This is a genomic window from Amycolatopsis sp. GM8 (genome assembly GCF_021653975.1).
Classification (GTDB): Bacteria; Actinomycetota; Actinomycetes; order Mycobacteriales; family Pseudonocardiaceae; genus Amycolatopsis_E.
The window spans coordinates 224,803-249,181 of record NZ_JAJKFK010000008.1; the positions used below are offsets into that span (position 1 = coordinate 224,803).

A 24,379-nucleotide genomic window follows, 5' to 3' on the forward strand; every position below is an offset into this window, starting at 1 on the left:
CTCATCTCCTCGGATTGGCTCGATCTGTGGTGCCGCCGCCGGACTACTGCGCGAGTCCCCATTCGCTCAGGTTCCAGAACGGGCCCTCGGACGGGTTGATGCTGATCGGGCCGCCGAGCCGGGCGCTCCAGAGCAGCACATTGGGGACGTCGTCGAGCGGGATCGCCGGGACGGCGTCGGCCAGCATCTGGTCCGCCTGCTTGGAGGCGGCGATCCGCGGCGCGGGGTCGACGTCGGCGTCGATCTGGTCCAGTACCGCGTCGAGCCCGGGGATGTTCACGCGGCCGAAGTTGGTCCCCGAGTAGCCGTTCGCCTGCGACGGGATCGCGGCCGAAGCGAAGGTGGAAGCGAGGTTCAGCGGCTCGGGGAAGGTGTCGATCAGCGTGTAGAGCCCGGCCTGGAAGTCGCCGTTCGGCGCGGTCGTGCCGAACAGCGTCGCCGAGGTCGTGTCGTGGATCGTCATCTCGAAGCCGGCCTGGGTGAACTGCGACTGGAGGATCTGGAGAGTCAGGTCACGACGCTTGTTGCCCGCGAGCGTCTCGACGGCGAACGAGGCACGCTTGCCGCCCTTGGCCCAGAAGCCGGCCGAGTCCTTCGCCCAGCCGTCGCCGGTCATCAGCGCGGTCACCTTGCCGAGGTCGAGCGTGTACTTGCCGAAGGCCGATTCACCGAAGCCGCCGACGATCGGCGTGAAGAACGACTGTGCCGCCTTGTCGACGCCGATCGTCCCGAAGAGCCGCTTGACGATCGCGTCCCGGTCGATCGAGTACGCGAGCGCCTGCCGCACGGTCTGGGAATCGAAGGGGAACTTCGTGTTGTTCAGCCAGATCGCTTCGAGGTTCCCGGTCACCGGGTCCACTTGCGACTTGGTGTTCGCGACACCCGCCTTGATCTGGCTGAGGGCGTCGAGCTGGGGGCTCGGATAGAGGGCGTCGACCTGGCCGCTCTTGAGCGCCTGGAAGGCGGCCGCGGTGTCGGTGATGAACTGGAAGGTGACCTTGTCCAGGTGCGGCTTCGGCCCCCAGTACTTGTCGTTCGGCACGAGCGTGACCGACGTTCCCCGCTGCCAGTTCTGGATGATCCAGGGGCCGCCACTCCACGTGTAGCCGTCCTTCATCAGGGCATCGCGGTCCTTCCCGTCGAGGATGTGGGCCGGGAGCACCCCGTAGTCGCCGCTGAACAGATCGCGCCACGACGCGTACGGCGTCTGCATCGTCACGACGGCCGTCTTCGGGTCGGGTGTGGCGACGTTCGCGATGTCGCTGTAGCCGGACTTCTCGAAGATGTCCTTGCCGTCGCGCACCTGGAGCGCGGTGTAGGCGAAGTCCGCGGACGAGATCGGCGTGCCGTCCGACCACACCGCCTTCGGATTGATCCGGTAGGTGATGGTCTGCTTGCCGTCGACCGTCTGCACCGCCGGGTCACCGGTGAGCAGATCACTCGCCTGCGGCACCCACTTGCCGTCCACCTTGCGGGTGTCGAACGCGGCGGGGATGGTCCCGACCTGCATGGTGTAGCTGCCCCAGATGGACCCCGCGCAGGTGCCGAGCCAGTCGGCGCAGTCGGGCTCCTGCTCCGCGCCGATCACGATCGAGCCGCCGTCGCGAGCGGCGACGGGAGCGTCGTTCTGCCCGGACAGCGCACTGGAGTTGCTGGAGCACGCCGAGGCCACGAGCAGGGTCGCGACCGCGGGGAACACGGCGCGCCTCCTGATCGCGCCGGCGATGGACGCTGGACGGACCGAGGCGCGTGGGCGACGCAGCATACGGATCTCCTGGGGGTGCGTGGGCGGCCACGGGGTGTTCCGCCTCGAAGCGATATCGGGATGCTAGGACCCAATCAACGTCATAGCAATACCAATAGTCAATGTTGCTGACTTAATCTATGGCGTAGTCTGTGATCGTCTCGAGGAGGAAACACGAATGGCATCCGCAGGTAGCCCGAAATCCGCCGCAGCCAAGAAGCGCCGCCCCAGGGACAGTCTCAGCCGCGCCGTGATCATCGCCGCGGCCGAGAAGATCGCCGAGCGGGACGGCCTCGAGGGATTGACCTTCGGCGCGCTCGGCAAGGAACTCAACGCGCACTCCACCTCGATCTACCGGCACTTCCGCGACAAGGACGACCTGGTCCTGGAGCTGATCGACGGCCTGCGGGCCAAGTCCTACGGCGGCGACCTCGTCTCGACCGGGGACTGGCGCGAGGATCTGCGGCTGATCGCGCGGCTGATCCACGAGCACTACCTGCGCTATGCCGGATTGGCGATGCAGATGGCGGCGCGTACCACGCGGCGGCCGACCGAGTTCCACAACGTCGAGTTCGCCCTGGACGCGCTGCGGCGTGCCGGCCTCGACGACGACGAGGCCGTTGTGACCACCCGGGTCTTCGGGAACTTCGTGCGCGCCGCGTCCGCATTGGAGGCATCTCTGCAGGTGCTGCCGGAGCAGACCCGCATGATGGACGAACTCGCGTGGACCGTCGAGTACCGGCGGCTTCCCGCCGAGGAATACCCCAACATCGCCCGGCTGGCGGACAAGCTGCTTCCCCTGGGCGATCCGCGACTGTTCACCCATGCGGTCGAGATGCTGCTCGATGCCATCGCGGCGCGTGCGGAGGCGAAGCAGTCCGATCAGTCGGACGACTGAGCACAGAGGGTTCGCAGCATCCCGGCGACCACGCGAGCCTGTTCGCCGATCGCGCTCACTTCGACCCATTCGTGCTCCGCGTGCGCGCCACCACCGGTGGGCCCGAGGCCGTCCAAAGTGGGGATGCCCAGGGCCGCCGTGAAGTTGCCGTCCGACGCGCCACCCACGGTCGCCGTACCCGGCTCGGGAAGGCCGGCTCGACGTGCCTCGGCGCGGCAGAGTTCGACCAGCCGCAACGACCCCGCCGCCTCCAGGGGCGGCCGATTGAGGCCACCCGAGATGGTCACCGTCACCCCGCCGGACACGTCCGCGCGCCGCTTGGCCAGGTCGCGCAGAGCCAGGTCGACCCGATCCAATTCGGCCATCGTGAGGGCACGGACGTCGACGCAGAGCACACCCGAGTCGGGCACGACGTTCATCGCGGTACCGGCCTCGGCCAGCGTCGGAGTCACCGTCGTCCCCTGGGACGGATCGGCGACGTCGACGATTTCGGTGGCCCAATGTGCCATCTCCACGAGCGCATTGCGTCCGCTTTCGGGCTCCAGGCCCGCGTGCGCGGCAAGACCGTGGAAGTGGACCCGATAGAAGCTGCCGCCCTTGCGGCCGACCTTCAACGCGCCGTCCATGCTCGGCTCGAGCACGAGGACCGTCTCCACACCTGCGGCGACGCGCTCGATCAGTGAGCGCGAGGTCGCCGAGCCCGTCTCCTCGTCACCGGTGACGAGGAGGGTGACCTGGTCCGCGGCGGATCCGGCCGCCTCGATCGCTTCGAAGGCGACGACTATGCCGGCCTTCATGTCGAAGACGCCGGGACCGTAGGCGCGCCCTCCTTCGACGCGGAAGGGGCGGCGGTCGATCGTCCCGGCCGGGAACACGGTGTCCGCGTGGCACAGAAGCAGCACCCGCTCCGCACCGGCGGCCCGCCACAACAGGTGCGGTACGCCATCGACGACCACCCGCTCGGGCCGGCGGCCGAGGGCTTCGGTCCCCCAGGCATCGATCAGCGTGTACGCCTGGTCGAGGCGCGGGGCATCGCCCGACGGCGTCTCGGTCGAGACCAGTTGCCCGAGGCGGCGGAGCGCGCGTTCGGCCCGCGTCATGACGCGGCCCAGAAGGTCCGGAGTGCGGCCACGGTCTGCTCCGGGTTCTCCTCGGCCACATAGTGGTCGGCGTCGATCGCCGCGGGCTGGACGTCGGCGGCATACTCCCGCCAGACCTCGGGTACGTCGAACGCGCGGCCGACATACCCGCGCTTTCCCCATCCCACAAGCAGTCGGCCGCGGATCCGTCTGCCCGCGTCCCGGTCGGCGCGATCGTGCTCGAGGTCGATAGTGGCGGCGGCGCGGTAGTCCGCACAGGTCGCCTCGATCACTCCGGGACGCGCGAACGCCTCGGCGTACTCCTCGACGACCTCAGGGGGGAACGTGAACTCCGGGCCGTGCCTGCCGGTGAACCGGCTGCGGATCCACGTTTTCGGGTCGGCCCGGAGCAGTGACTCGGGCAGTCCGTTGCCGCGGGTCAGGAAGAACCAGTGGAAGTACGTCTCCGCCATCAACCGGTCGACCGACTCGTACATGTGCAGCGTCGGCACGATGTCGAGGACCGCGGCACTCGCGACCAGATCGGGTTGATCCAGGCAGAGGCGGTGCACGACGCGCGCACCTCGGTCGTGTCCCACGACGTGCGCGGGCCCGGCGTCGAGCGCACGCAGCACCGCCGCCGCGTCGGCCGCCATCTCCCGCTTGCTGTAGGTGGCATCGGCCGGTGCGTCCGACCGGCCGTAGCCGCGCAGGTCCATCAGGATCACCCGGTGATCCGTCAGCAACGCCGGCACGACGTCGCGCCACATGGCGGAGTTCTCCGGATAGCCGTGCAGCAGCAGCACGGTCGGCCCGCTTCCGCCCGACCACACCGCGAGTCCGACGCCGTCGCGCTCGACGCGCCGCGCCTCCAGTCCGTCAAGCATGGAGTTCCCCCTCGTCATTTCTGTAGTCTATTGCATTGACTATGGAGGTGTCACGTATCGCGCTGGTCCGCGAGCGTTGCCCACCGGCGTCCATCGGCGTGCGCCGTGGCCAGTTCGAGCTCGCGTTCGAACTCCTCGCGCACGCTGTCGATCCCGGTGGGTTCGTGCCCGGCGTCGAACCACTCGACGATGACGTCGCCGCCCGCGGCGCGGAGGGCGTCGGCATAGGTGCGGGCCTGCGTCGGCGGGGTCCGGGTGTCGCGACTCCCTTGGAAGAGCCAGGCTGACGCGGTCACCGCGGCCACGTGGTTGATCGCCGAGAACCGGATGAGGGCCTCGTCGATCCGTCGCGGGTCGACCTCACCCGTCGTGTCCATGGACAGGAAGCTGGTCCAGGTCTTGCGCAGCGCCGGGTTCATCTCGGCCCAGGCGGCCTGCCAGTCCGCCATGGCCACGACCGCGAAGGCACCGGCGAAGTGACTGGGCAACCGGCCGATCGACAACAGGCTGAGGTGCCCGCCGTACGACGGGCCGGTGATGTACGTCGTCGCCGGCTCGGCCAGACCACGCCCGCGGAGCCAGCGGATGGCGGCGTCGATGTCCTCGATCTCGCGATCGCCCGCGCCGCCCCAGAAACCCTCCCGGATCGCGCGCCCGAACATGACCGAGCCGCGGTAGTTCAGCGTCGCGACGGCGAAGCCGTGGTCCAGCCAGGCCTGCAGGGCGGGCCGATATTGGTTGAGCGAGACCAGGTTCGGGCCACCGTGGACGTCGAGGATGGTGCCGCGGACGGGGCCGGGTGGTGCCGCCCACCAGAGCTGGACGCGGGTGCCGTCGGCACTCTCGACCAGGACCGACTCCAGGTCCTGCCCGGGCGGCACGTCGATCGGCGGGAGCACCACCTCGGTCTCGCGCCGGAGGTGCAGGGGAGTGGTCCAGTTGGAGGTCACGATCACCGCGCGCCCGTCCGGCCCTAGGAAGGACTGGGAGTAATAGGCGAAGACATCGGCCACGTCCGGCTCGGCGTAGCTTCCCGGCTCGTCGCGGAGGACACGGACCGCCCCCGAGTGCTCGTCCAATACGAGCAGTCGCTGGATGCCTTCGCTGGCGTCGACGAGCAGGATCGTCCCGGTGGCCGCGTGCCAGTCGAGCACGAGCGTCTCGCCGGTGAACTCGGGGAGGTCGTAGTCGCGTCGTTCGCCGGAGACCGGGTCCCAGATCGCGGGCCGGGCGAATCCCGTGCGTTCGGTCGAGAGCAGGACGCGCTGGTCGCCGGCGACCGCGGAGAAGCGCACCGCACGGATCGGACCGTCGGGAAGATCGTTCGCCACGGCGACGACCGCACCCGTGGCGACGTCGAAGACGGTCACCGCGGGACGGCGCACGCCGGGTTTGTGGTCGGTGGTGTCGGCACACACGAGAGTGGCGTCGGCGGAGACGTGCGCGAACCAGACCTCCTCCGGCGAGCTGTGCAGCGTCCGCACCTGCTCGGGGGCGTCGAACGGGATCCACAGGACGTGGTGGCCGTCGTCGTCGACAACCGTTGCGAGCACATGGCTGCCGTCGCGGGTGGTCTCCAGTCCGCGCATGACGATCGCGTCCCGGCCGGGGGTGAGCACCCGGGTCCGCGACCCATCCATCGACCGGGCCACCAGTGCGCCCACCTCGGACCCGCCATTGTCGTCGAGGTCGATCACCCACGCGCCGTCCGGGGTGAGCAGCGACCCGAACCCGACCCCGAAGGGCAGCCGCGGCCCGAACGTCCCCGCGCCCGGGTCCCAGACCCGCCCCGCCGCCCCGGCATCGAGGTCCTCGGCCACGAGGCACAAGCCGCGCGCGCCGGCGGCCGGCCGGACGGTGAGCAGCATCCCCGAGGGGAACCGGTCCGCGGACGTCCCGATGGCAGCCAACTCGCGCTCCTTCAGTCGTGGGAGCACCCAGTAAACGCCACCGCCCGAGACGGACGCAAGACATGTAGACAGGTTTGTTGTCAGCGTTGCTGATTATCTCGGGTCGTTGGCCTCAGCGGTTGCCGGCGACGCGTCGAGGGCGTCGAGGACGGCGTCGCCGTTCGCCCTGGCCCATTCGGTCAGGGTGTGGATCGGGTCGGTGAGGGTGGCGCCGAGTGGGGTGAGTTCGTATTCGACGCGGGGTGGCACCTCGGCGTAGGCGTGGCGGGTGACGAGTCCGTGTGCTTCGAGTCGCCGGAGTGTTTGGGTGAGCATTTTGCGGGAGATGCCGCCGATCAGTTCGATCAGCTCGCCGTGGCGCACGGGGCCTTTGCTGAGCCCGGCGAGGACGACCACGGTCCATTTGTCGGCGATCAACTCGACCGCCAGGCGCGCTGGGCAGTCGGCGAGGAAGAGATCGCTGGGGCCGTAATGGCTCATGGCGCCAAAGGTACCTGTTGGTTCCTATCGGAAATCTAGCCTGGGTTCTGTTGCCCCACCCGAGAACCAGGAGAGTCATGCGAGTCATCACCCAGTACCGGTACGGCGGTCCCGAGGTGCTCACCGTCGTGGACGCGCCCGTGCCCCGGCCGCTGCCGACCGAGGTCCTCGTGCGTGTGAAGGCGATCGGGCTGAACCCGTTGGAGGCGCGGCTGCGTGCCGGTGAGTTCCCGTTGCTCGGTAAGCCGCCGTTCATTCTCGGCTGGGATATCAGCGGTGTGGTGGACGAGGCGCCGCAGAGCTGGCGGTGGCGGCCGGGTGACGAGGTGTTCGGGATGCCGTTGTTCCCCCGGACGGCCAACGGGTATGCCGAGGTCGTGTCTGCTCCGGCCTTGCATCTGGCGCGTAAGCCGGCGTCGCTCTCACACCTCGAGGCGGCGGCGTTGCCGGTTGTCGGACTGACGGCGTGGCAGGGGCTGGCCGACATCGCCGGTGTGAGCGCGGGTGACCGGGTGCTGGTCCATGGCGGTGGTGGTGGGGTCGGGCACGTCGCGATCCAGATCGCGAAAGCGCTTGGCGCGCAGGTGATCGCGACGGCCAGCGGGAGTAAACGGGACTTCGTCGAGGGGTTGGGCACCGACGAGGTGATCGACTACACGAGGGTCGATTTCGCTGAGGTGGTCCGTGACGTCGACGTCGTGCTCGACACGCTCGGCGGTGACAGCGTCGAGCGGTCGCTGGGGGTGCTTCGCCCTGGGGGACACCTGGTGACGGCGGTCGCGGAGGAGGATTCGGCTCTGGCCGCGAAGTTCGAGGCGGCCGGCCTGCGTTTCAGCGGCATCGCGGTCGACCCGGATCCGGTTGCCCTGCGAGGCCTCGTCGAACTCGTCGAACAAGGCAAACTTCGGGTGCACGTCCAGGAGACGTTCCCGTTCGAGCGCGTCGCCGACGCACACCGGCTACTCGACGGCGGTCACCTCCAGGGCAAGCTCGTCCTCACCGTCTGACGCCCGTCGTGAAAATCAGCGTAGGTCTGCCGGCCGCGCCGCCCCGTGCGAGCGGTGCCGACATTCTGCAGTGGGCACTCTGGGCGTTGGCCTCGGCGGACCGGCGGACGACTATGCGGTGAGCGGGACGACGACGCGTGATCGCGGGCGGCGCCTGGAGGATCTGGGCGTTGCTGGGGAACAGTGGCATTCCCTTGGCCGGACCGGTGGTTCCGGACGGGTAGAAGATCGCGCTCAGGTCGCTGAGGCCGGCTTCGCACCAGCCGTCGATGGCGGCTAGCTACCGGTTCATCAGGTGGCGGAGTTTGAGTCCGAGGTGGAGTGTCAGCCTGTCGTTGCCGTCGCGCAGGTTCAGGCCGGTCAGGTCCGTGATGCGGGAAAGCCGGTAGTAGAGGGTCGTCCGGTGGATCAGGAGGCGGCTCGCGGTCTGGGCCGGGTCGCAGCCTGAGTCCAGGTACGCCTCCAGTGTCGGGACGAGTGCGCCTGACCGGTCGCGTTCGATGAGTTGTCGCAGGCCCGGCGGCAGTGGATCCGGTTCCAGCGAGTCCAGCGGCAGCCGGGCCAGCAATCCGTAGACACCGAGCTCGTCGGCGAAGGTCACCGGCCCGGGCGACGGGAGCAGGCGGGCAACCCGCGCGGCCTCCTGGGCGCTGCGGTAGCTGTCGATGCTTTCGAGCAGGCTGTCGCGAGCCGTCCCCACGCCGATGCGGACCGAGCTGTCGAGAGACCCCGTCGCGAGCTCCGCGTGGATCCGCTCGGCTTCGGCCCGCAGGCTCTCTCGGCTCGGCAGCGCCGGGTCAGCAATGAGCAGCAGCCCGCCGGTCGCGCTCGTGGCCATGCCGAGTGACCGCGTGGGGCTCAGGCGCCGGCCCGCGTGCTGCAGAGCGAGCTCGATCCCGACGGCGTCAGCCGCCTCGTCGATCGCCACCACCATTGCCAGGACCCGGGCCGCCGGCTCGATGTCGTGTTCGGCGACGAGCCTGGACGCGGCGTGGCGGCGTACCTCGTCGGCGGGATTGACGATGTCGCGGAGCAGTTCACGTTCGGTGCCACGGCGCAGGTCGTCCAGCAGTTGCTCGCGAAAGAGGATCTCGCCCGCGGTCGTGGCGGCCCTGGCGGCGTGTTCGAGCTGGGCATCGGTCAGCGGTGCCGGTTGGTCGAAGAGCCAGAGATAGCCGAGCAGCGTCTGGTGGCAGCGGATCGGCACGCAGACCCGGGCGAGCGAGCCGAGCTCGTCGTTCGCCGGGATCCGGACCGGTCCGGTCGCGTCGGCGATGCCGAACTGCTGGGCATAGCCGGTGACGGTCCGCTTGGCCTTCGGCCGGCGGAGCATGACCGAGTCGATGCGGAACTGGTCGACCGGCTCCTCGTGCGCTGTGTGGGCGAGCAGCCTGCCGTCGAGATTGTCGATCGCGACCGAGCGCCGCACCTGCGCCGCCAGGGTCTCCGCGATGGCCTGCAGCCCGGGCATCGGTTCTCCCGCTTCGTCAACTGTAGGAATACTCTAGCTATATTTCCGATCAGTGTAGGAAGCATGACAGGGCTCGCGCTGGCTAGCCTGCAGTGATGGGTAAGCGTGTTGTGGTCGTCGGTGGTGGGTTGATCGGGCTCTCGATCGCCCGTGCGCTCACCCTCCGCGGGATCAGCGACGTGCTCGTGCTCGAGCGGGATGTGCTGGCCAGTGGGGGAACCGGCAAGTCGAGCGGCATCGTGCGCTGCCACTACGGTGTCCCGTCGATCGCGGCGATGGCGTGGCGCAGCCTGCCTCTGTTCGAGGAACTCGGTGACGTGATGGGGTTCCGGCAGGTCGGCTACCTCGTCGGCGTCGGCCCGGAGAACGTGGAGCCGTTGCGGGCCAACACCGAGAGCCACCAGAACCTTGGCATCGAGGCCGAGCTGATCGATCACGAGGCGGTGGCCAGACTCTGGCCGCACATGCGCCTCGACGACTTCGCCGCGTTCTCCTACGAGGCACGCGGCGGGTATGCCGACGCCTCGCAATTGGCGCTGCATTTCGGCGCCGTGGCGCGAGACGGTGGCGCGCGGATCCGGCAGAACGCCCCGGTCGCCCGCATCCGCACCTCGGGCGACACCGTGACCGGTGTCGAACTCGCGGACGGGTCGAGCATCGACGCCGATGTGGTCGTGGTGGCGACGGGTTTGTGGGCCGACAGGCTGATGTCCATAGTGGACATCGATCTCCCGCTGAAGTCGCTGCGCGCGGAACTGGTGGTCGTGGACGCCGGTGAGCCGGTCCGGGACGTGCCTGTGTTATCGGACCTGGTCAGCCTGCAGTACGTGCGCACCGAGGGTTCCGGAGGCGAGCTGCTGGTCGGCAACAGTGACCACAGCAAGCCGAAGTACGCCGATCCGGACAACTATTCCAACCAGGTCAGCGAGGCGGGTCTGGAACGCGCGGCGGCGAAGGTGCTGCACCGCTTCGAGAAGTTCCCGAACCCGTCCGTCTCGCACACCTATGCCGGCTGTTACGACAACACGCCGGACTGGAACCCGGTGATCGCGCCCGTGGGCTTCGACGGCCTCTTCCTCGCCGCCGGTTTCGCCGGGCACGGCTTCAAGATCAGCCCGGCGGTGGGCACCCTGATGGCCGACCTGATCGTCGACGGCGACAGCACCGACCCGGACATCCCCGCCGCCGACTTCCGTTTCGAGCGGTTCGCCGAGGGTAAACCGCTCACCAGCCTCCACCCGTACGCCGGTGCGGGGGAGATGCGCTGATGACGGCCCAGAAACTGCTGGAGGAGATCGCCGGCATCGGCCGGTCGCCGGCGACCGGCGGGTACCGGCGGTTCGCCTGGACCCGCGAGGATTCCGACCTGCGCGAGTGGTTCCGCGGCCAGGCCGAAGCGCGGGGGCTCACCGTCACCGAGGACCGCGTCGGCAACCAGTGGGCCTGGTGGGGCGACCCGGACGCGCGCGGGCCGGGTGTCGTCACCGGTTCGCACCTCGACTCCGTGCCGGACGGCGGCAACTTCGACGGCCCATTGGGCGTGGTCTCGGCCCTGCTCGCTGTCGAGGAACTGCGGCGTGAAGGCTTCACCCCGGCCCGCCCTATTGGCGTCGCGAACTTCGTCGACGAGGAGGGCGCGCGGTTCGGCGTCGCCTGCGGGGGATCGCGGGTCCTGACCGGAGCCCTGTCACGCGAGCGTGCGCTCGCGCTCACCGACGCCGACGGTGTGAGCATGGCTGAGGCGCTGAGCCGGGCCGGCCGCGACCCGGGTGCGATCGGCCCTGATCCCGAAACGCTCGCCCGGATCGGGACGTTCGTCGAGTTGCATGTGGAGCAGGGACGCTACCTGGCCGACACCGCCGCGCCGGTCGCGGTCGCGTCGTCCATCTGGCCGCACGGCAGGTGGCGGTTCGACTTCCCGGGGGAAGCCAACCACGCGGGCACGACCAGGTTCGAGGACCGGAACGATCCCGCGCTGAAGCTGGCCGCGCTGATCCTGCAGGCGCGCGAGGTCGCGCGCGAATTGGGGTGTGTGGCGACCGTCGGCAAGATGCGGGTACTTCCCAATGGTGTCAACGCGATCCCGTCGGAGGCGACCGGCTGGGTCGACGGCCGTGGACCGGACGAGGATGCCGTTCGCCGGCTGGTGCCGCTGCTGGAGGAAGCCATCGGGACCGGCGCCGTCGTGGAGTCGTTCACCCCCAGCACGGAGTTCGACCCGGTGCTCGCCGGGGAACTCTCGGGCCTCCTCGGTGGCGCCCCGATCATCGGCACCGGCGCCGGTCACGATGCCGGTGTGCTGGCCGCCAACGGTGTCTCGTCGGCGATGTTGTTCGTCCGCAATCCGACCGGCGTGTCACATTCGCCCGCCGAACACGCCGAGCCGGACGACTGTGAAGCCGGGGTCGCGGCGCTGGCCACCGTGCTGCGGTCGCTCGCGGCGCGGTGATACCGCATGACGATCGTGGTGCGGCGGTTCGCCGACTGCGCCCGGTCGCGTGGCGCAACGGTGCCGGCGCGACCCGCTTGTGGACCCGGCGTCGAGTATCTCGCCGTCGGCGACCGCGAATAGGTGCTCCGCGATCGTGACCTGATCCGGTACGCGGGCGCAGCCGGGCCGCCTGCCGCGTCACCGCGGCCATGCGCGGCGAACTTCGTCCACAGTGGACATTCTCGTTCGACACCCCGCTCACCGAGTGGCGAGCTCCGCCGATCACGAAGCCCCGCCACCCACCTCGCCGTAGGCGACCACCGACAGGAACCGGATCGGCAAGACGATCAGCTCGCGCGGGCCGTGGACTCCTTCGCCGTCGAGTTGCAGCGCGTCCCCGGGGCGCATGGTGTAGCTCGCGTCGCCGTGGGCGTAGACCATCTCCCCTTCGAGCATGTACAGCAGTTCGGTGCCCGGATGCTGGAAGAGCGGGAACTCCTCGCTCGCTTCCGTGAGCGTGACGAGGTGCGCTTCCATCCGTTTGTGCGCGCCCCGCAACGCGCCGAGCAACGTGTAGTCGTGCCCGACCCGGGTGCCGCGCTGAACGATCCGCGCGCCCGATCCCGCCTCCGTGTACACCGCTTCGCGCTGGGCGTCCGCGCCGCGGAACAGTGACGTGACGGGGATGTCGAACGTGTCGGCCAGCCGGTCGAGCGTGGTGAGGCTGCAGGAGATCGACGCGTTCTCGATCTTGGACAGCATCGGGACCGAGATCCCGGACCGCTCGCTCAGGTCCGCGAGGGTGAGGCCGTGCGCCTGCCGCAGGCCGCGGACCTGACCGGCGATGGCCCGCTCCAGCCGGCCCTGGCGCGGTGCGGGACGTTCGACTTCCCGCGCCGCGGGGCCGTGTTCTGGGGTCGGGTCAGTGCTGGGTCGCGGCGCCGTCATGATTGGTCACTCTCTCACCGGCCGTTTCCGGGGATCCAGTCGGTTCCGGCGAGCGGCACCCGAGCCATCGCGGCGGCCTCGATGGTGAGCGCGACGAGGTCCTCGGGTTCGAGGTTGCGCAGGTGGGCCTTGCCGCATGCGCGGGCGAGCGTCTGGGCCTCCAGGGTGAGCACGCGCAGGTAGTTCGCGATCCGGCGGCCGCCCTCGACCGGGTCCAGCCGCGCGGCGAGTTCCGGATCCTGGGTGGTGATGCCGGCGGGGTCGCGGCCGTCCTGGAAGTCGTCGTAGAAGCCTGCCGCGGAGCCGATCTTCTCGTACTCATCGGCGTAGCGCGGGTGGTTGTCGCCCAGCGCGATGAGCGCCGCGGTACCGATCGCGACGGCATCCGCGCCCAGCGCCATCGCCTTGGCCACGTCGGCGCCGGTGCGGATGCCGCCGGAGACGATCAGCTGGACCTTCCGGTGCACCCCCAGTTCCTGCAGTGCCTGCACCGCCTGCGGGATGGCGGCGAGCGTGGGAATGCCGACGTGCTCGATGAACACGTCCTGCGTCGCGGCGGTACCGCCCTGCATCCCGTCCACCACCACGACATCCGCGCCCGCGGCGACCGCCAGCTTCACGTCGTAGTACGTCCGGGTCGCGCCCACCTTGACGTAGACCGGTTTCTCCCAGTCGGTGATCTCGCGCAGCTCGACGATCTTGATGGTGAGATCGTCCGGCCCGGTCCAGTCCGGGTGCCGGCACGCCGATCGCTGGTCGATCCCGGCGGGCAGGGTGCGCATCCCGGCCACCCGTTCGGAGATCTTCTGTCCCAGCAGCATTCCGCCGCCGCCCGGTTTCGCGCCCTGCCCGAGTACGACCTCGATCGCGTCGGCTTTGCGCAGGTCGGTGGGGTTCATGCCGTAGCGCGAAGGAAGGTACTGGTACACCAGATGTTTGGACTGACCCCGTTCCTCGGGCGTCATACCGCCGTCGCCGGTCGTCGTGGAAGTGCCCACTTCGGACGCGCCACGGCCCAGGGCTTCCTTTGCCTGCGCCGAAAGCGCGCCGAAGCTCATCCCGGCGATCGTGATCGGGATGTCCAGGTGCAGCGGGAACTTCGCGTGCCGGTCGCCGAGCACGACGTCGGTGTCGCAGCGTTCCCGGTAGCCCTCCAACGGGTAGCGGGACATCGAGGCACCGAGGAACAGCAGGTCGTCGAAATGCGGCAGCGGGCGTTTGGCGCCCCAGCCGCGGATGTCGTACACGCCGGTCTCGGCGGCACGCTGGATTCCGGCGATCGTCGCGCGGTCGAACGTCGCCGACTCACGCAGAGCGGGATTGGTCATCAAGCACCTCAGTAGGAGTCGGAGTTGTGCGCGGCGAAGTGGTAGAGCTTGCGCGCCGAGCCGTACCGCCGGAAGTCCGCGGGGTCGTGGTCGAGGCCCGCGGCGCCGAGCAGTCCGGCGAGTTCGCTGAGATGTTCCGCGCGCATCGGTTTTTCGACACAATCCGCGCCGAGCGAGTTCACCTTGCCGCGGACGTAGATCCGCGCCTCGTAGATCGAGTCGCCGAGCGCGTCCCCGGCGTCGCCGCAGACGACGAGCCGGCCGGCCTGCGCCATGAACGCGCTCATCGGCCCGATGTCCCCGCCGACCACGATGTCGATGCCCTTCATCGAGATCCCGCACCGCATCGACGCGGAACCGGAGACGACGAGCAGCCCGCCGTGCCCGGTCGCGCCCGCCGACTGCGACGCGTCGCCGTGGACCCGGACCGTGCCCGACATCATGTTCTCCGCGACACCGGTGCCGGCGCTGCCGTGCACCGTGATCGTGCCGCCGTCGTTCATGCCCGCGCAGTAGTACCCGGCGTGGCCGCGGATGTCGACCGTGACGGGGTGGTGCACCCCGGCGGCGATGGCGTGCGCGCCCTGCGGGTGCAGGACCTCGTACGCCTCCGCGGCGGGCTCGTGCAACTCGGCGTTGAGTGCCCGCACCGAGGATGTCGAAAGGTCCACTTTGGACGAAACAGGGGTCACCGTTGCCATGCGTAAACCCTTTCCGGTTCGGGCTCGTAGATGTCGGCCGACTCGATGCCCGGCAGGTCCGCGAGGGCACGGAACTCCGAGGCCATCGCGACCCAACGGGGCGTCTCGGCGATGATCGCGGGCTTGCACGCGATCGCGTCACAGACGACGGCGAACCCTTCGCCGGTGGTCACCAGCAGCGTGTAGAACCCGTCGAACCGCTCGCACAGCGCCCGCAACGCCTTCGCCAGGTCCTCGCCCTGCGCGAGACGCTGGGCGACGAACCGGGCGCCGACCTCCGAGTCGTTCTCCGAGTCGAACTCCACGCCCTCGGCGCGCAGTTCGCGGCGGATCGTCGCGTGGTTGGCGAAGGATCCATTGTGGACAAGACATTGGTCCGGCCCTACCGAGAACGGGTGACAGCCTTCGGGGGTCACCGCCGATTCGGTGGCCATCCTGGTGTGCGCGAGTCCTTGCCACCCCTGGGCGTTCGCCAGATCGTAGGTGGCCGCCAGCTCGCGGGGATGCCCTGTTCCCTTGTAGACGGTCAGGTCCGTGCCGAAGCCGACCACGCGAGCGCCGGTGGCGCGGACCGCGGCCACGAGGTCGTCGACGCCCATCGGTGCGGCGATCACCGTGGTGTCCCCGGCTTCGGTCACCAGCGCGCCGGGAATCTCCACGGAGCCCTCGGTGAGCGCGGAAACCGCCGCATAGCCCTCAGGACACCTGCGGTGGTCCCCGTACACCGCGACGCCGGCCGAGTCAGGCCCGCGGCCGGCCATCTGGCACAGCATCGATTCGAGCAGACTCCCCAGCCGGGGGTACAGCTCGGGGTCCCGTAGATGGAGCCCGACAATCCCGCACACGGACGTCCCTCCCTTCTAGAACGCGGTCAGGTAGCGGTCGTGTTCCCAGGAGCCGACCGTGCTGTGCCAGTCGAAGAACTCCTCGCGCTTGAGCGCGGCGAAGTACTCGCCCACGCCCGGTCCCGCCGCGTCCAGCGCGCCGCCGATCACCGGATCCGCCTGGAACGCTTCGATCGCGTGCAGCAGCGTCGGCGGCAGTTCGGGACGTTCGGGCGCATCGTGGTCTAGACCGCGTTCGATCCCGTCCAGGCCGGCGGAGAGTGCGACGGCGAGGGCGAGGTACGGGTTCGCCGAGCCGTCGCCGCCACGCAGCTCGATCCGGTTGCCGTCGGGGATGCGGACGTAGTGCGTGCGATCGTTGCCGCCGTAGGTCGCGCGGCGCGGCGACCAGGTCGCACCGGACCGCGTCGAGGTCGCCCCGGTGCGCTTGTAGGAGTTCACCGTGGGCGCGAGCACCGCCTGCATCCCGGGCGCGTGGTCGAGAATCCCGGCCAGGAAACGGTGCGCCAGGCCGGAAAGCCCGTGCTCGCCGTCCCCGGGGAACAGCGGGGCATCGTCGCGCCACAACGACAGGTGCAGATGCATGCCGGAACCGGTCTGGTCCGCGAACGGCTTGGGCATGAACGTGGCCGTCATGCCCCGGCGCTCCGCCAGCGTCGAGATCAGATAGCGGGCGGTGATCACGCGGTCCGCGGTGGTCAACGCGTCGGCGTAGGCGAAGTTCTGCTCGAACTGGCCGTTCGCGTCCTCGTGGTCGTTGGCGTAGTTGCCCCAGCCGAGTTCGTTCATCGCGGACGAGACGCCGGTGAGGTGGTCGTACATCCGGGTGAGGCCCCGGGCGTCGTAGCACGGGCGCGCGTGGTCGTCCCGCCCGTCGGCCGGGATCAGCTCACCCTCGGCGGTCCGCTTGACGAGGAAGTACTCGACTTCGGCGCCCGCGAACAGTTTCAGTTCCCCGGCGCGTGCCAGCAGCGACTTGAGGATCACGCGCGGGGCGAACCGCCAGGGCCGGCCGTCGACATGCGGGTCGCAGTGCACCAGCGCGAGGCCCTCCCGCACCTGCGGCAGCACCGTGTAACTGGCCAGGTCCGGGATGGCGATCAGATCCGGATCCGACGGCTGCTGCCCGATCGCGCCGACCGCGAACCCGGCGAAACCCACGCCCTCGTGCTGCAACGCCCCGGCCGCCTCGACCGGCACCAGCTTGGCGCACGGTTTGCCGGCGAGGTCGACGAACAGGGCGAGCAGGAACCGGACCCCGTCCGCCCGCGCGCGGCCGGCGAGATCGTCATCGAGTGGGGTTTCGGCGGGCTGTGGGGACACGTCGAGCGTCATGGGGACTCCAGTTCGGACACGCCACCGCTGCGTTGACCAGCTCGGCTCTTATCCTTGCATGAAACTGTGTATCCCACCAAGAGAATTCATGGGTTACGGCTGTGTGAACGCCGGCGAGGATTCCGCGCGGCGCGCCGGTGTCGACCCGCGCACCGTCGGGTTCGTTGAGGTAAGCGCCGGCGGCGAACTGCTCGCCACGCATCTGCCGATGGTGCCCGACGGCGACCGGCTGCCCGGCGACGCCGGGAGGATCGCCCTTGGGGCTGGCGTCGACCTGGCCACTGCCGTCCCGCAGGGCCATTTGATGGTGCGCATCGGTGGGGCTTTGGTTGTCCGCGGACCCCTTCCACATCGCCGTGTGCACTAGCCGGTACTAGCCGGGGATGGTGAACGCCGAGATGTCGTCGCTGGTTTCGCCGTCCACCACCAGTTCGGCGAGGATGCGGCCGACGGCGGGGGTGAACTTGAAGGCGTGCCCCGCGCCGAGGGCGACGACGATGTCCGGGTACTGATCGAGCGGGCTCAGGACGAACTCCCGGTTGGGTGTGATCGCGTACTGGCACGTGACGGTGCGCAGCACGTGCCCGCTGCCGGGGATTCTGGCGCCCATGAACGCCGACAGCTGGTCGATCAGTTCGGTGGACGGCTCGAAGGTCCGGTCCTCGGGCGCCATCAGGTTGTTCGACACATCGCGGGCGGCCTTGATGGTGGGCTCGCCGTAGGTCGGGAAGCCGTAGAAGCAGTGGGTGTCCTCCCAGATCCACACCGGGAACCGGTCGGGGTCGAACGTGGCGGCGTCGGCGGGCTTGAAGTAGGTGACCTGCTCCTGCATGGTTTCGAGCGGGATCTCGGCACCCAGCGGGGCGAGGAGTTTGTTCGTCCAGGCATCCGTCGCCAGGATGACCTTCGACGCCCGCACCTCGCCGGCCGCCGTCTGGAGCACGGTCCCTGACCCGTCCGGTTTCAGCGCCACAACGGGTGTGCGCGCCCGGAGTTCGGCGCCGTGGGCCCTCGCCTGCATCTGGAGCGCCGCCACCGTTCTAGACGCGTTCACGATCCCGGTGTCGGGCGTGTAGACGGTCTCGACCGTCTCGGGGATGTCGAACTGCGGCCACCGCGCCCCGACCTCGGAGGGGTCGAGGAGTTCGTACGGGATGCCGACCTCGGCCAGGCTGTCGGCGAAGCTGGCGGCCGAATAGGGCCCGTCGGCCGGCACGAAGATCACCCCGCCGGTCACGGTGACCAGCCGTTCGCCGGAGACCTCCTCGAACTCCGCCCAGTCCCGGTACGCGGCCTTGGCGAGCCGTACATATCTGGTCGCTCCATAGGACGTCCGGATGATGCGCGACGTGTCGTGTGAGGCGCCCCGCACGTGCCCGAGATCGAACTGTTCGAACGCGACGGTGCGCACACCCCGCTTGGCCAGGTGGTACGCGGTGGCGCTGCCGAGGGCACCGAGGCCGACGACGGCCACGTCGAAGGTCTCCAGCGGGTCGTTCACTCTGCTTCCTTCTTCCCGATTCGAGGTGTTGTCACGAAAGGACCTTCGCCAGGAACGAGCGGGTCCGCTCGTGTCGTGGGTCGCCGAGCACCTGGGCGGGCGGCCCGCTCTCGACGATCACCCCGTCGTCCATGAACGCCACGGTGTTGGCGACCTCGCGGGCGAACCCGATCTCGTGGGTGACCACGATCATGCTCATCCCGTCGGCGGCAAGGCCTCGCATCACGTCGAGCACCTCGCCGACCAGTTCCGGGTCGAGCGCGGAGGTGGGCTCGTCGAACAGCATCAGTTTCGGGCGCATGTTCAGCGCACGTGCGATCGCGACCCGCTGCTGTTGCCCGCCGGACAGCGAACGCGGGTACGCGTCGGCCTTGTCGGCGAGGCCGACGCGGGTGAGCAGGGCCTGCCCGCGTTCGATGGCTTCCGTGGGCTTCTCCCGCCGGACCCGGACCGGCGCCTCGATCAGGTTCTCCAGCACCGTCATGTGCGGGAAGAGGTTGAAGTGCTGGAAAACCATGCCGATCTCGCTGCGCCGCTTGGCGATCTCCGAGTCGCGCAGTTCCCGCAGCCGCCCGTTGTGCTCGCGGTAGCCGACGAGTTCGCCCGCGACCGAGATGGTGCCCGCGTCGACCTTCTCCAGATGGTTGATGCAGCGCAGGAACGTGCTCTTGCCGGACCCCGACGGGCCGACGAGGCACAGCACCTCGCCCTCGGCCACGGTCAGGTCGATTCCCCTGACGACCAGGTTGCTGCCGTAGTACTTGTGCACGCGGTTGGCCTCGACCATCGGCGTGGCGGTCACTCGCGGCCTCCTTCGGTCGTGACCTTTGCCCTGCGCGGAATGACTCCGGCCCGAAGCGTTGCCAGCAGCGACCGTCCCTGGATACGGGAATCGCCGCGTTTGAAATGCCGTTCGAGGTAGAACTGGCCCGTGCTCAATACGGCGGTCACGACGAGGTACCAGAGGCTGACGGTGATGAGCAGCGGGATCACCTCGTAGGTCCGCGAGTAGATCTCCTGCACCCGGAACAGGATTTCCGGGATGGCGATGACGCTGACCAGCGACGTCGTTTTCAGCATCGAGATCGCCTGGTTGCCCGTCGGCGGGATGATCACTCGCATCGCCTGCGGGAGCACGATGCGCCGGAAGACCTGGCTCTTGCGCATGCCGAGTGCCTGCGCCGCCTGGGTTTGGCCGGGGTCCACCGACTGGAGTCCGGCCCGGACGATCTCGGACATGTAGGCGCCCTCGTTCAACCCGAGGCCGAGGATCGCCGCGACGTACGGCGTCAGCAGCGTGTTGGCCGCACCCGACACCAGGGTCGGGCCGAACGGAATGCCGATCGACAGCACCGGGTAGAGCGCGGCCAGGTTGAACCAGAAGATCAACTGCACCAGCAGTGGCGTGCCACGGAAGAATCCGGCGTAGGCCAGTGCCGCGGCGACGACGGATCGGTTCTTGGAACCCCGGCAGACCGCGACGAGAACGCCGATGACGATACCGACGGCCATCGCGATGACCGTCAGGACGATCGTCGTGACAAGACCGTTCACCACCTGCACGTCGCGGAAATAACGGAATACGACGTCCCATTGGTAGCGAGGGTTCGTGAGTAGTGAATTGACGATGACCGCCGCGATGACAATGAGGACGGTGGTCACGATCCATTGGCCGTAATGGCGGGCGGTCGCGACCTTGAGCGTGGCGTCGCCGGAATGGGCGGACCGTTCGGTGCTCGCGTGGGTTTCAGTGTTTGTCATCGGTGTAGACCTCGGACTTCGCGATCGCGCCCTGGCTCACTTTCCACTTGGCCAGGATCTTGCCGTAGGTGCCGTCGGAGATCAGCTTGTTCATCGCGCCCGCGATGGCGGGCGCCAGCGCGGAGCCCTGCGGAAGCGCGTAGCCCCACGTGGTCGGCTGGTAGTTCGCGTTGAGCACTTCGAGCCGGCCGCCCGACTGATCGGCGATGTAGGACAGCGGGCCGTAGTCCGACATGCTGGCGTCCGCGCGGCCGCTGCTGACCGCGAGCGTGGCGTCGGCCTGCGCCGGGAACACCGAGATGTCGATGGCCGGTTTTCCCGCCTTCTGGCAGTTCTGGTCGAACACCGGCAGGTAGTTCTCGGCGTAGATGCTGCCCTTCATGACGGCGATCTTGTGTCCGCACATCGAGTCCAGGGACAGGCCCAGAGGGTTGCCCGAACTCACGATCAGCGAGGTGCCCCCGGAGTATTCGCTGACGAAGTCGACCTGTTTCATCCGGGCGGGCGTGATGCTCAATGCCGCGGCGACCACGTCGTACCGTTTGGTCTGCAGGCCGGGAATCATCGCGTCGAACTTGACGTCGACGAAGTTCGGCTTCAGGCCCAGCACGTCCGTGATGGCCCGGAGAAGCTCCGGTTCGGCGCCGGCCAGGGTCTTTCCGTCGCCGGCGAGCAGGAGGAACGGCGGATATCCGGGGCCGCTCGCCACGTCGATCTGCTTCTTTCCGGCGATGTCCGGCGGAACCAGTTGCGCGATGTTGCTGTCGTATTTCCCCTGGATGAAATCCGTGCCCACGGAATTGGTCGTCTCGGTGGCATGCGTGGTGCAACCGGCAAGGAAACTCGCGATCGTGGCGATACCGGCCGCTATCGCCGCGGCTGTCGTCAGTCTTCCGGTACGGCGTTTGGTGAACACTTTGGTCGGACTCCTTGCGGACAGTGGAGAACAATGGGGGAGGACCAATACGCCGTTTCCGCTCTCGTGGAACACGAATATCCGGCGGGTTCGAAATAAGTTCGGTCACTATAACAACGCGCTAGTGCCGTGACGCGGCACCGCGCACCACGCGCAAACTCGGGCGGCCAGGATTGACGGTTCTGCTACGGTGCACGGAACGCAAGCCGCACGGATGGTCGAGGACCCGGTGATGACGACACACGTGGTGTCGGGGCTGAACGCGGTGCAGGTGGTCGGCAATCGCCCCGATCCCACCGTGGCGATGCCGGTCGGGGAGATCGCGGAGCGGTTGGGCACGGCGCTGAGCAGCACCTCCCGGCTCTGCGGTGAGCTCGAAGAACTCGAACTGCTGGAACGCGGGAAGGCGTACGGGACCTATCGCCTCGGCCGCCGTGCCATCCAGCTTTCCGGCCGTGCGGCCGCGCCGTTCGCCCGGTCGGTCCGGTATGCGCTGACCCTCGTCGCGGCACTGACGGGGGAGACCGCTTGCCTTGCCGCGCCGTCGGCGCACGGCATGCGGGTGGTCGCCTCGGTGGAGTCGGTGTGGACACTGCGGGCGCAGGCCAAGGTGGGCGAGCTGGTCGACGATGCTCGTCGCGCGATCGTGCGCGCGGCCCGGCCGGACGACGGTGGACCGGAGGCGCGGCACGTGGAGTCGACCGTCGGCATGTGTGTGGAGATCGCGGTTCCGGTCGTGAGCTCGACCGGCCAATGCGTCGCGGTGCTGGCGGCGCGGCTGCCGGTCAGCCGCGCCGCCAAGGGGGTGCCGCAGGCGCGCCGCCTGCTCGACGAGGCGCGGCGCCTGCTCGAACGGAACGTGGCTGACGAACCGGATCGGCCGAATGTCGCAAGTGGACAGACGGCCGGGCCGGAGGGCAGTCCGCCGGGTCTCGACGCGGCGCTGCGGATCATGTGGCATCTGTCGGCCGGGCGCGACTCACTGGCCGGGATCGCGAGCGCGACCGGGCTGCGGCCGGACCGGACTCGCCGCCTGCTCGACTCGTGTGGCCGGGCGGGAGTCGTCCGGCAGAGCCCGGATGGCCTGGAGTTCGAGGTGAGCTGGGCGGTGCACGGCTGGCATCGGGCCGCGACGGTACCGATGATCCTCGAAAAGGGACAGCCGCTCGTGGCCGAGGCCGCGAACGAAACCGGCGTGTGCGCGTTCATCACCGTGATGAACGGCATGCGCAGCCTCACTCTCGTCGAAGAGCTCCAGAGTGTCGGCGAGGGGCTGGGCATGACGCCGTGGCTCGGGCGGCTCGCCCCCATCATCGGCTCGGACGGCGGTCCGACCCTCGTGTCGGACTTCGAGGCCGGTGAGCTCAGACGCGTCCTGCCCACCAGACATCCGCCCGCACAGGTCGAGGTGTTCATGCGGCGGTTCGCGCGCGCCGGGCGTGACGGCGTGCTGTCGATGAAGTCGATCGACGAACTCGGGATCATCTCGATTTCCGCGCCAGTGCGCGATTCGAGCAACTCGGTCGCCGCCGCGGCCTGCCTGGTCAGTTCGAGCGACTACATCAAGCCGAGAGCACGGGAACTCGAGGACGTCACGCGGCGGCTGGGCGCCCGCGTGTCGCGGTTGATCGGGGCGCCGGACGCTACGAGGTGATCAGCCGCACCCGGCACGCCAGTTCGACGGCGAACCGGACGTCCGGATCGGACAGATCGAGGCCGAGGATCTGCTCGGCCCGCCGCACCCGGTAGTTCACCGCGTTGGGGTGGAGGTTGAGTTCCGCGGCCGCGCGCGTCAGGGAGTTGCGGTTGCGCAGGTACGCCAGCAGCGTCTCGATGGCCATGGCCGCGCGGTCGCCGCCCGTCCGGTCGAGTGGCGCCAGGATGTCGTCGAGCAGCGAGCGGCTGAGCGTGGACGCGTAGAAGTCCAGCAGCACGCGGCGAAGGCCGGTGACGTCGGTGACCTCGATGCCGCCGATGCGTCCTGCCGCGATGGCCGCCTCGGTCGCGATCCGCGCTTCGGCGGCCGACTGGCGAAAACCCAGCACGCCCTGGCGGGGGGTGCCCATCCCGACGGTGAACGCCCACTCGTCGCCGAACCGCGACCTGGCGTGCCCGCGCACCGCCTCCATGACCTCCCGCACCCGGCGCTGGTGGTCGGCTGCGCCGGCTTCTTCCGACGCCGCCATCAGCAGGTTGTCGTGGATCATCGCGACGTGCCACACCTCGTCGCGCTGGTCCACCAGTTGCAGCCCGTACAGCTCGATCGCGGACAGTGCGGTCGCGGGCAGCCGTCGGTCCGTCAGGTTCCGGTGCGTCGGGCTGACCCAGGCGACCGTGTGTGACAGCGCCACCGGCAGACCGGCGCGCGCGGCTTCCGCGCCCAGGGATTCCACCCGCGACGACTCCGCGAGCACCAGTTCCACGACCAGGTCGGCACGCGAGCGGACCGGGCCGAAGCGGGTGTGCATCTCGTGCTGCATGCTCCGCGACAGGACGGCCGCCAGCGTCGGGAGCGCGATGGCCACCGACGGGTCACCGCGCTCCGCGACGAGCCGGCCCACGGCCACCTCCCCGATGCAGACCGCGTCGGGCTCGTGCCACGCGACGGTGGTGTCCTCGACGAGCCGCAGTGGCACCCCGAGGGCCGCGCTCGCCTCGTCCAGCACGGCGCGCGCCGGGCGGGCCGGGACCTCGATCGCACAGTCCCTGGCGCGGACGATCGCCTGCTCGGCCCGGGCGATCGCCTCCTCGGCGCCGCCGCGCAGGGCGCGGTCGGTGAACACGGCCAGTTCGGACGGCGTCGCCGTGCTCATCAGGATCGGCAGGCCACCACGCACCGCCAGCGACCGGGACGTCGCGGCGAGCGGGAACTCGCCGACGAACACCAAGGCGGCACAACCGGCGGAGATGGCCCGCCGGATCGCGATGTCGACCTGATAGGCCGCTGGTGACCCGGTGCCGCTGATGATCACGAGCTGGCCCGCCGAGGCCGCGGCGAGTTCGCCGATCGGCAGGATCGCCACGCCCGAGACATCGGCGACCTCGGCAGGGCCGACCACGTGCCGCAGCCCCAACCGTTCGCCCTGCCGGAGCAGGTCCGCGAGGAAGCCTTGTGTTGGCAACACAGTTGACTCCAG

General features: G+C 69.2%; 22 protein-coding genes. 6 read left to right on the forward strand and 16 right to left on the reverse strand.

From position 1 onward, the window contains the following. Window positions 1–43: 43 nt before the first annotated feature. On the reverse strand, window positions 44–1,699 hold the full coding sequence (locus LOZ83_RS32280) for a peptide ABC transporter substrate-binding protein (RefSeq protein WP_236795541.1): 1,656 nt from the start codon (window positions 1,697–1,699) through the stop codon (window positions 44–46). Between the two features lie 223 nt (window positions 1,700–1,922). Here LOZ83_RS32280 and LOZ83_RS32285 point away from each other — a divergent pair, with 223 nt between their 5' ends. Further along, window positions 1,923–2,642, forward strand: coding sequence for a TetR/AcrR family transcriptional regulator (locus tag LOZ83_RS32285; RefSeq protein WP_236795542.1), 720 nt, complete (start codon window positions 1,923–1,925; stop codon window positions 2,640–2,642). Here the strand turns inward: LOZ83_RS32285 and LOZ83_RS32290 are convergent. From LOZ83_RS32290 to LOZ83_RS32305, 4 genes are all read right to left on the reverse strand, one after another. Then, a complete protein-coding gene (locus LOZ83_RS32290; RefSeq protein WP_236795543.1) occupies window positions 2,627–3,742 on the reverse strand; it encodes a M20 family metallopeptidase in 1,116 nt (371 codons plus the stop codon). The two genes, LOZ83_RS32285 and LOZ83_RS32290, sit on opposite strands and share 16 nt — an antisense overlap. Next, window positions 3,739–4,608 (reverse strand): alpha/beta fold hydrolase, encoded by an 870-nt coding sequence (locus tag LOZ83_RS32295; RefSeq protein ID WP_236795544.1) that lies wholly within the window; start codon window positions 4,606–4,608, stop codon window positions 3,739–3,741. Before LOZ83_RS32295 ends, LOZ83_RS32290 begins: the two co-directional genes overlap by 4 nt. 50 nt (window positions 4,609–4,658) lie before the next feature. Next, window positions 4,659–6,518 carry a prolyl oligopeptidase family serine peptidase gene (locus tag LOZ83_RS32300; protein ID WP_236795545.1) on the reverse strand — a complete coding sequence of 620 codons (1,860 nt, stop codon included), beginning with the start codon at window positions 6,516–6,518 and terminating at the stop codon, window positions 4,659–4,661. 93 nt (window positions 6,519–6,611) lie between these two features. Continuing rightward, window positions 6,612–6,998 carry a helix-turn-helix domain-containing protein gene (locus LOZ83_RS32305; RefSeq protein ID WP_236795546.1) on the reverse strand — a complete coding sequence of 129 codons (387 nt, stop codon included), beginning with the start codon at window positions 6,996–6,998 and terminating at the stop codon, window positions 6,612–6,614. Between the two features lie 77 nt (window positions 6,999–7,075). Here LOZ83_RS32305 and LOZ83_RS32310 point away from each other — a divergent pair, with 77 nt between their 5' ends. Next, the gene (locus LOZ83_RS32310; RefSeq protein WP_236795547.1) at window positions 7,076–8,005 is read left to right on the forward strand and encodes an NADP-dependent oxidoreductase; all 930 of its coding nucleotides are present in this window, start codon (window positions 7,076–7,078) and stop codon (window positions 8,003–8,005) included. A gap of 280 nt (window positions 8,006–8,285) precedes the next feature. Here LOZ83_RS32310 and LOZ83_RS32315 read toward each other — a convergent pair whose 3' ends face one another. Further along, the gene (locus tag LOZ83_RS32315) at window positions 8,286–9,476 is read right to left on the reverse strand and encodes a CdaR family transcriptional regulator (RefSeq protein WP_236795548.1); all 1,191 of its coding nucleotides are present in this window, start codon (window positions 9,474–9,476) and stop codon (window positions 8,286–8,288) included. Window positions 9,477–9,571: 95 nt separating this feature from the next. On the opposite strand from LOZ83_RS32315, the gene LOZ83_RS32320 reads away from it, so the two are divergent. Further along, window positions 9,572–10,744, forward strand: a complete 1,173-nt coding sequence (locus LOZ83_RS32320) for an FAD-binding oxidoreductase (RefSeq protein ID WP_236795549.1) — start codon at window positions 9,572–9,574, stop codon at window positions 10,742–10,744. Beyond that, window positions 10,744–11,925: an allantoate amidohydrolase gene (locus LOZ83_RS32325; RefSeq protein ID WP_236795550.1), complete on the forward strand. Its 1,182-nt coding sequence runs from the start codon at window positions 10,744–10,746 to the stop codon at window positions 11,923–11,925. Before LOZ83_RS32320 ends, LOZ83_RS32325 begins: the two co-directional genes overlap by 1 nt. A 264-nt stretch (window positions 11,926–12,189) precedes the next feature. Here LOZ83_RS32325 and LOZ83_RS32330 read toward each other — a convergent pair whose 3' ends face one another. The 5 genes from LOZ83_RS32330 to glnT are packed head-to-tail and all read right to left on the reverse strand — an operon-like array spanning window position 12,190 to window position 17,064. Continuing rightward, a complete protein-coding gene (locus tag LOZ83_RS32330; RefSeq protein ID WP_236795551.1) occupies window positions 12,190–12,855 on the reverse strand; it encodes an XRE family transcriptional regulator in 666 nt (221 codons plus the stop codon). Between the two features lie 14 nt (window positions 12,856–12,869). Next, window positions 12,870–14,183: an FMN-binding glutamate synthase family protein gene (locus LOZ83_RS32335; RefSeq protein WP_236795552.1), complete on the reverse strand. Its 1,314-nt coding sequence runs from the start codon at window positions 14,181–14,183 to the stop codon at window positions 12,870–12,872. Between the two features lie 8 nt (window positions 14,184–14,191). Next, window positions 14,192–14,884 (reverse strand): glutamate synthase, encoded by a 693-nt coding sequence (locus LOZ83_RS32340; RefSeq protein WP_236795553.1) that lies wholly within the window; start codon window positions 14,882–14,884, stop codon window positions 14,192–14,194. Beyond that, on the reverse strand, window positions 14,872–15,729 hold the full coding sequence (locus LOZ83_RS32345; protein WP_236795554.1) for a glutamine amidotransferase: 858 nt from the start codon (window positions 15,727–15,729) through the stop codon (window positions 14,872–14,874). The genes LOZ83_RS32340 and LOZ83_RS32345 overlap by 13 nt, the downstream gene beginning before the upstream one ends. 15 nt (window positions 15,730–15,744) lie before the next feature. Next, entirely contained in the window at window positions 15,745–17,064 is a 1,320-nt protein-coding gene (gene glnT / locus LOZ83_RS32350) for a type III glutamate--ammonia ligase (RefSeq protein WP_236795555.1), read from the reverse strand. A gap of 58 nt (window positions 17,065–17,122) precedes the next feature. On the opposite strand from glnT, the gene LOZ83_RS32355 reads away from it, so the two are divergent. After that, entirely contained in the window at window positions 17,123–17,431 is a 309-nt protein-coding gene (locus tag LOZ83_RS32355) for a hypothetical protein (RefSeq protein ID WP_236795556.1), read from the forward strand. A gap of 6 nt (window positions 17,432–17,437) precedes the next feature. On the opposite strand, the gene solA is transcribed toward LOZ83_RS32355, so the two are convergent. Genes solA through LOZ83_RS32375 form a run of 4 tightly spaced genes read right to left on the reverse strand, consistent with a single transcriptional unit; the run spans window position 17,438 to window position 21,242 of the window. Next, entirely contained in the window at window positions 17,438–18,565 is a 1,128-nt protein-coding gene (solA, locus tag LOZ83_RS32360) for an N-methyl-L-tryptophan oxidase (RefSeq protein ID WP_236795557.1), read from the reverse strand. A 31-nt stretch (window positions 18,566–18,596) separates the two neighbouring features. Next, window positions 18,597–19,352: an amino acid ABC transporter ATP-binding protein gene (locus tag LOZ83_RS32365; RefSeq protein ID WP_236795671.1), complete on the reverse strand. Its 756-nt coding sequence runs from the start codon at window positions 19,350–19,352 to the stop codon at window positions 18,597–18,599. Between the two features lie 11 nt (window positions 19,353–19,363). Then, window positions 19,364–20,326 carry an amino acid ABC transporter permease gene (locus LOZ83_RS32370; protein ID WP_236795558.1) on the reverse strand — a complete coding sequence of 321 codons (963 nt, stop codon included), beginning with the start codon at window positions 20,324–20,326 and terminating at the stop codon, window positions 19,364–19,366. Continuing rightward, complete coding sequence (locus tag LOZ83_RS32375; RefSeq protein ID WP_236795559.1) at window positions 20,313–21,242, reverse strand: ABC transporter substrate-binding protein; 930 nt, start codon at window positions 21,240–21,242, stop codon at window positions 20,313–20,315. The genes LOZ83_RS32370 and LOZ83_RS32375 overlap by 14 nt, the downstream gene beginning before the upstream one ends. A 232-nt stretch (window positions 21,243–21,474) precedes the next feature. Between LOZ83_RS32375 and LOZ83_RS32380 the strand changes: the two genes are divergently transcribed. Then, window positions 21,475–22,896, forward strand: coding sequence for a helix-turn-helix domain-containing protein (locus LOZ83_RS32380; protein WP_236795560.1), 1,422 nt, complete (start codon window positions 21,475–21,477; stop codon window positions 22,894–22,896). Here LOZ83_RS32380 and LOZ83_RS32385 read toward each other — a convergent pair. Continuing rightward, window positions 22,886–24,367, reverse strand: coding sequence for a CdaR family transcriptional regulator (locus LOZ83_RS32385; RefSeq protein WP_236795561.1), 1,482 nt, complete (start codon window positions 24,365–24,367; stop codon window positions 22,886–22,888). The two genes, LOZ83_RS32380 and LOZ83_RS32385, sit on opposite strands and share 11 nt — an antisense overlap. Between the last annotated feature and the right edge of the window lie 12 nt (window positions 24,368–24,379).

Coding starts and splice junctions, on each gene's coding strand:
- LOZ83_RS32370 (WP_236795558.1), bottom strand. CDS start 20,326: ATGACAAACACTGAAACCCACGCGAGCACCGAACGGTCCGCCCATTCC.
- LOZ83_RS32355 (WP_236795556.1), top strand. CDS start 17,123: ATGAAACTGTGTATCCCACCAAGAGAATTCATGGGTTACGGCTGTGTG.
- LOZ83_RS32325 (WP_236795550.1), top strand. CDS start 10,744: ATGACGGCCCAGAAACTGCTGGAGGAGATCGCCGGCATCGGCCGGTCG.
- LOZ83_RS32335 (WP_236795552.1), bottom strand. CDS start 14,183: ATGACCAATCCCGCTCTGCGTGAGTCGGCGACGTTCGACCGCGCGACG.
- LOZ83_RS32365 (WP_236795671.1), bottom strand. CDS start 19,352: ATGGTCGAGGCCAACCGCGTGCACAAGTACTACGGCAGCAACCTGGTC.
- LOZ83_RS32295 (WP_236795544.1), bottom strand. CDS start 4,608: ATGCTTGACGGACTGGAGGCGCGGCGCGTCGAGCGCGACGGCGTCGGA.
- LOZ83_RS32330 (WP_236795551.1), bottom strand. CDS start 12,855: ATGACGGCGCCGCGACCCAGCACTGACCCGACCCCAGAACACGGCCCC.
- LOZ83_RS32340 (WP_236795553.1), bottom strand. CDS start 14,884: ATGGCAACGGTGACCCCTGTTTCGTCCAAAGTGGACCTTTCGACATCC.
- glnT (WP_236795555.1), bottom strand. CDS start 17,064: ATGACGCTCGACGTGTCCCCACAGCCCGCCGAAACCCCACTCGATGAC.
- LOZ83_RS32320 (WP_236795549.1), top strand. CDS start 9,572: ATGGGTAAGCGTGTTGTGGTCGTCGGTGGTGGGTTGATCGGGCTCTCG.
- LOZ83_RS32285 (WP_236795542.1), top strand. CDS start 1,923: ATGGCATCCGCAGGTAGCCCGAAATCCGCCGCAGCCAAGAAGCGCCGC.
- LOZ83_RS32310 (WP_236795547.1), top strand. CDS start 7,076: ATGCGAGTCATCACCCAGTACCGGTACGGCGGTCCCGAGGTGCTCACC.
- LOZ83_RS32315 (WP_236795548.1), bottom strand. CDS start 9,476: ATGCCCGGGCTGCAGGCCATCGCGGAGACCCTGGCGGCGCAGGTGCGG.
- LOZ83_RS32290 (WP_236795543.1), bottom strand. CDS start 3,742: ATGACGCGGGCCGAACGCGCGCTCCGCCGCCTCGGGCAACTGGTCTCG.
- LOZ83_RS32305 (WP_236795546.1), bottom strand. CDS start 6,998: ATGAGCCATTACGGCCCCAGCGATCTCTTCCTCGCCGACTGCCCAGCG.
- LOZ83_RS32380 (WP_236795560.1), top strand. CDS start 21,475: ATGACGACACACGTGGTGTCGGGGCTGAACGCGGTGCAGGTGGTCGGC.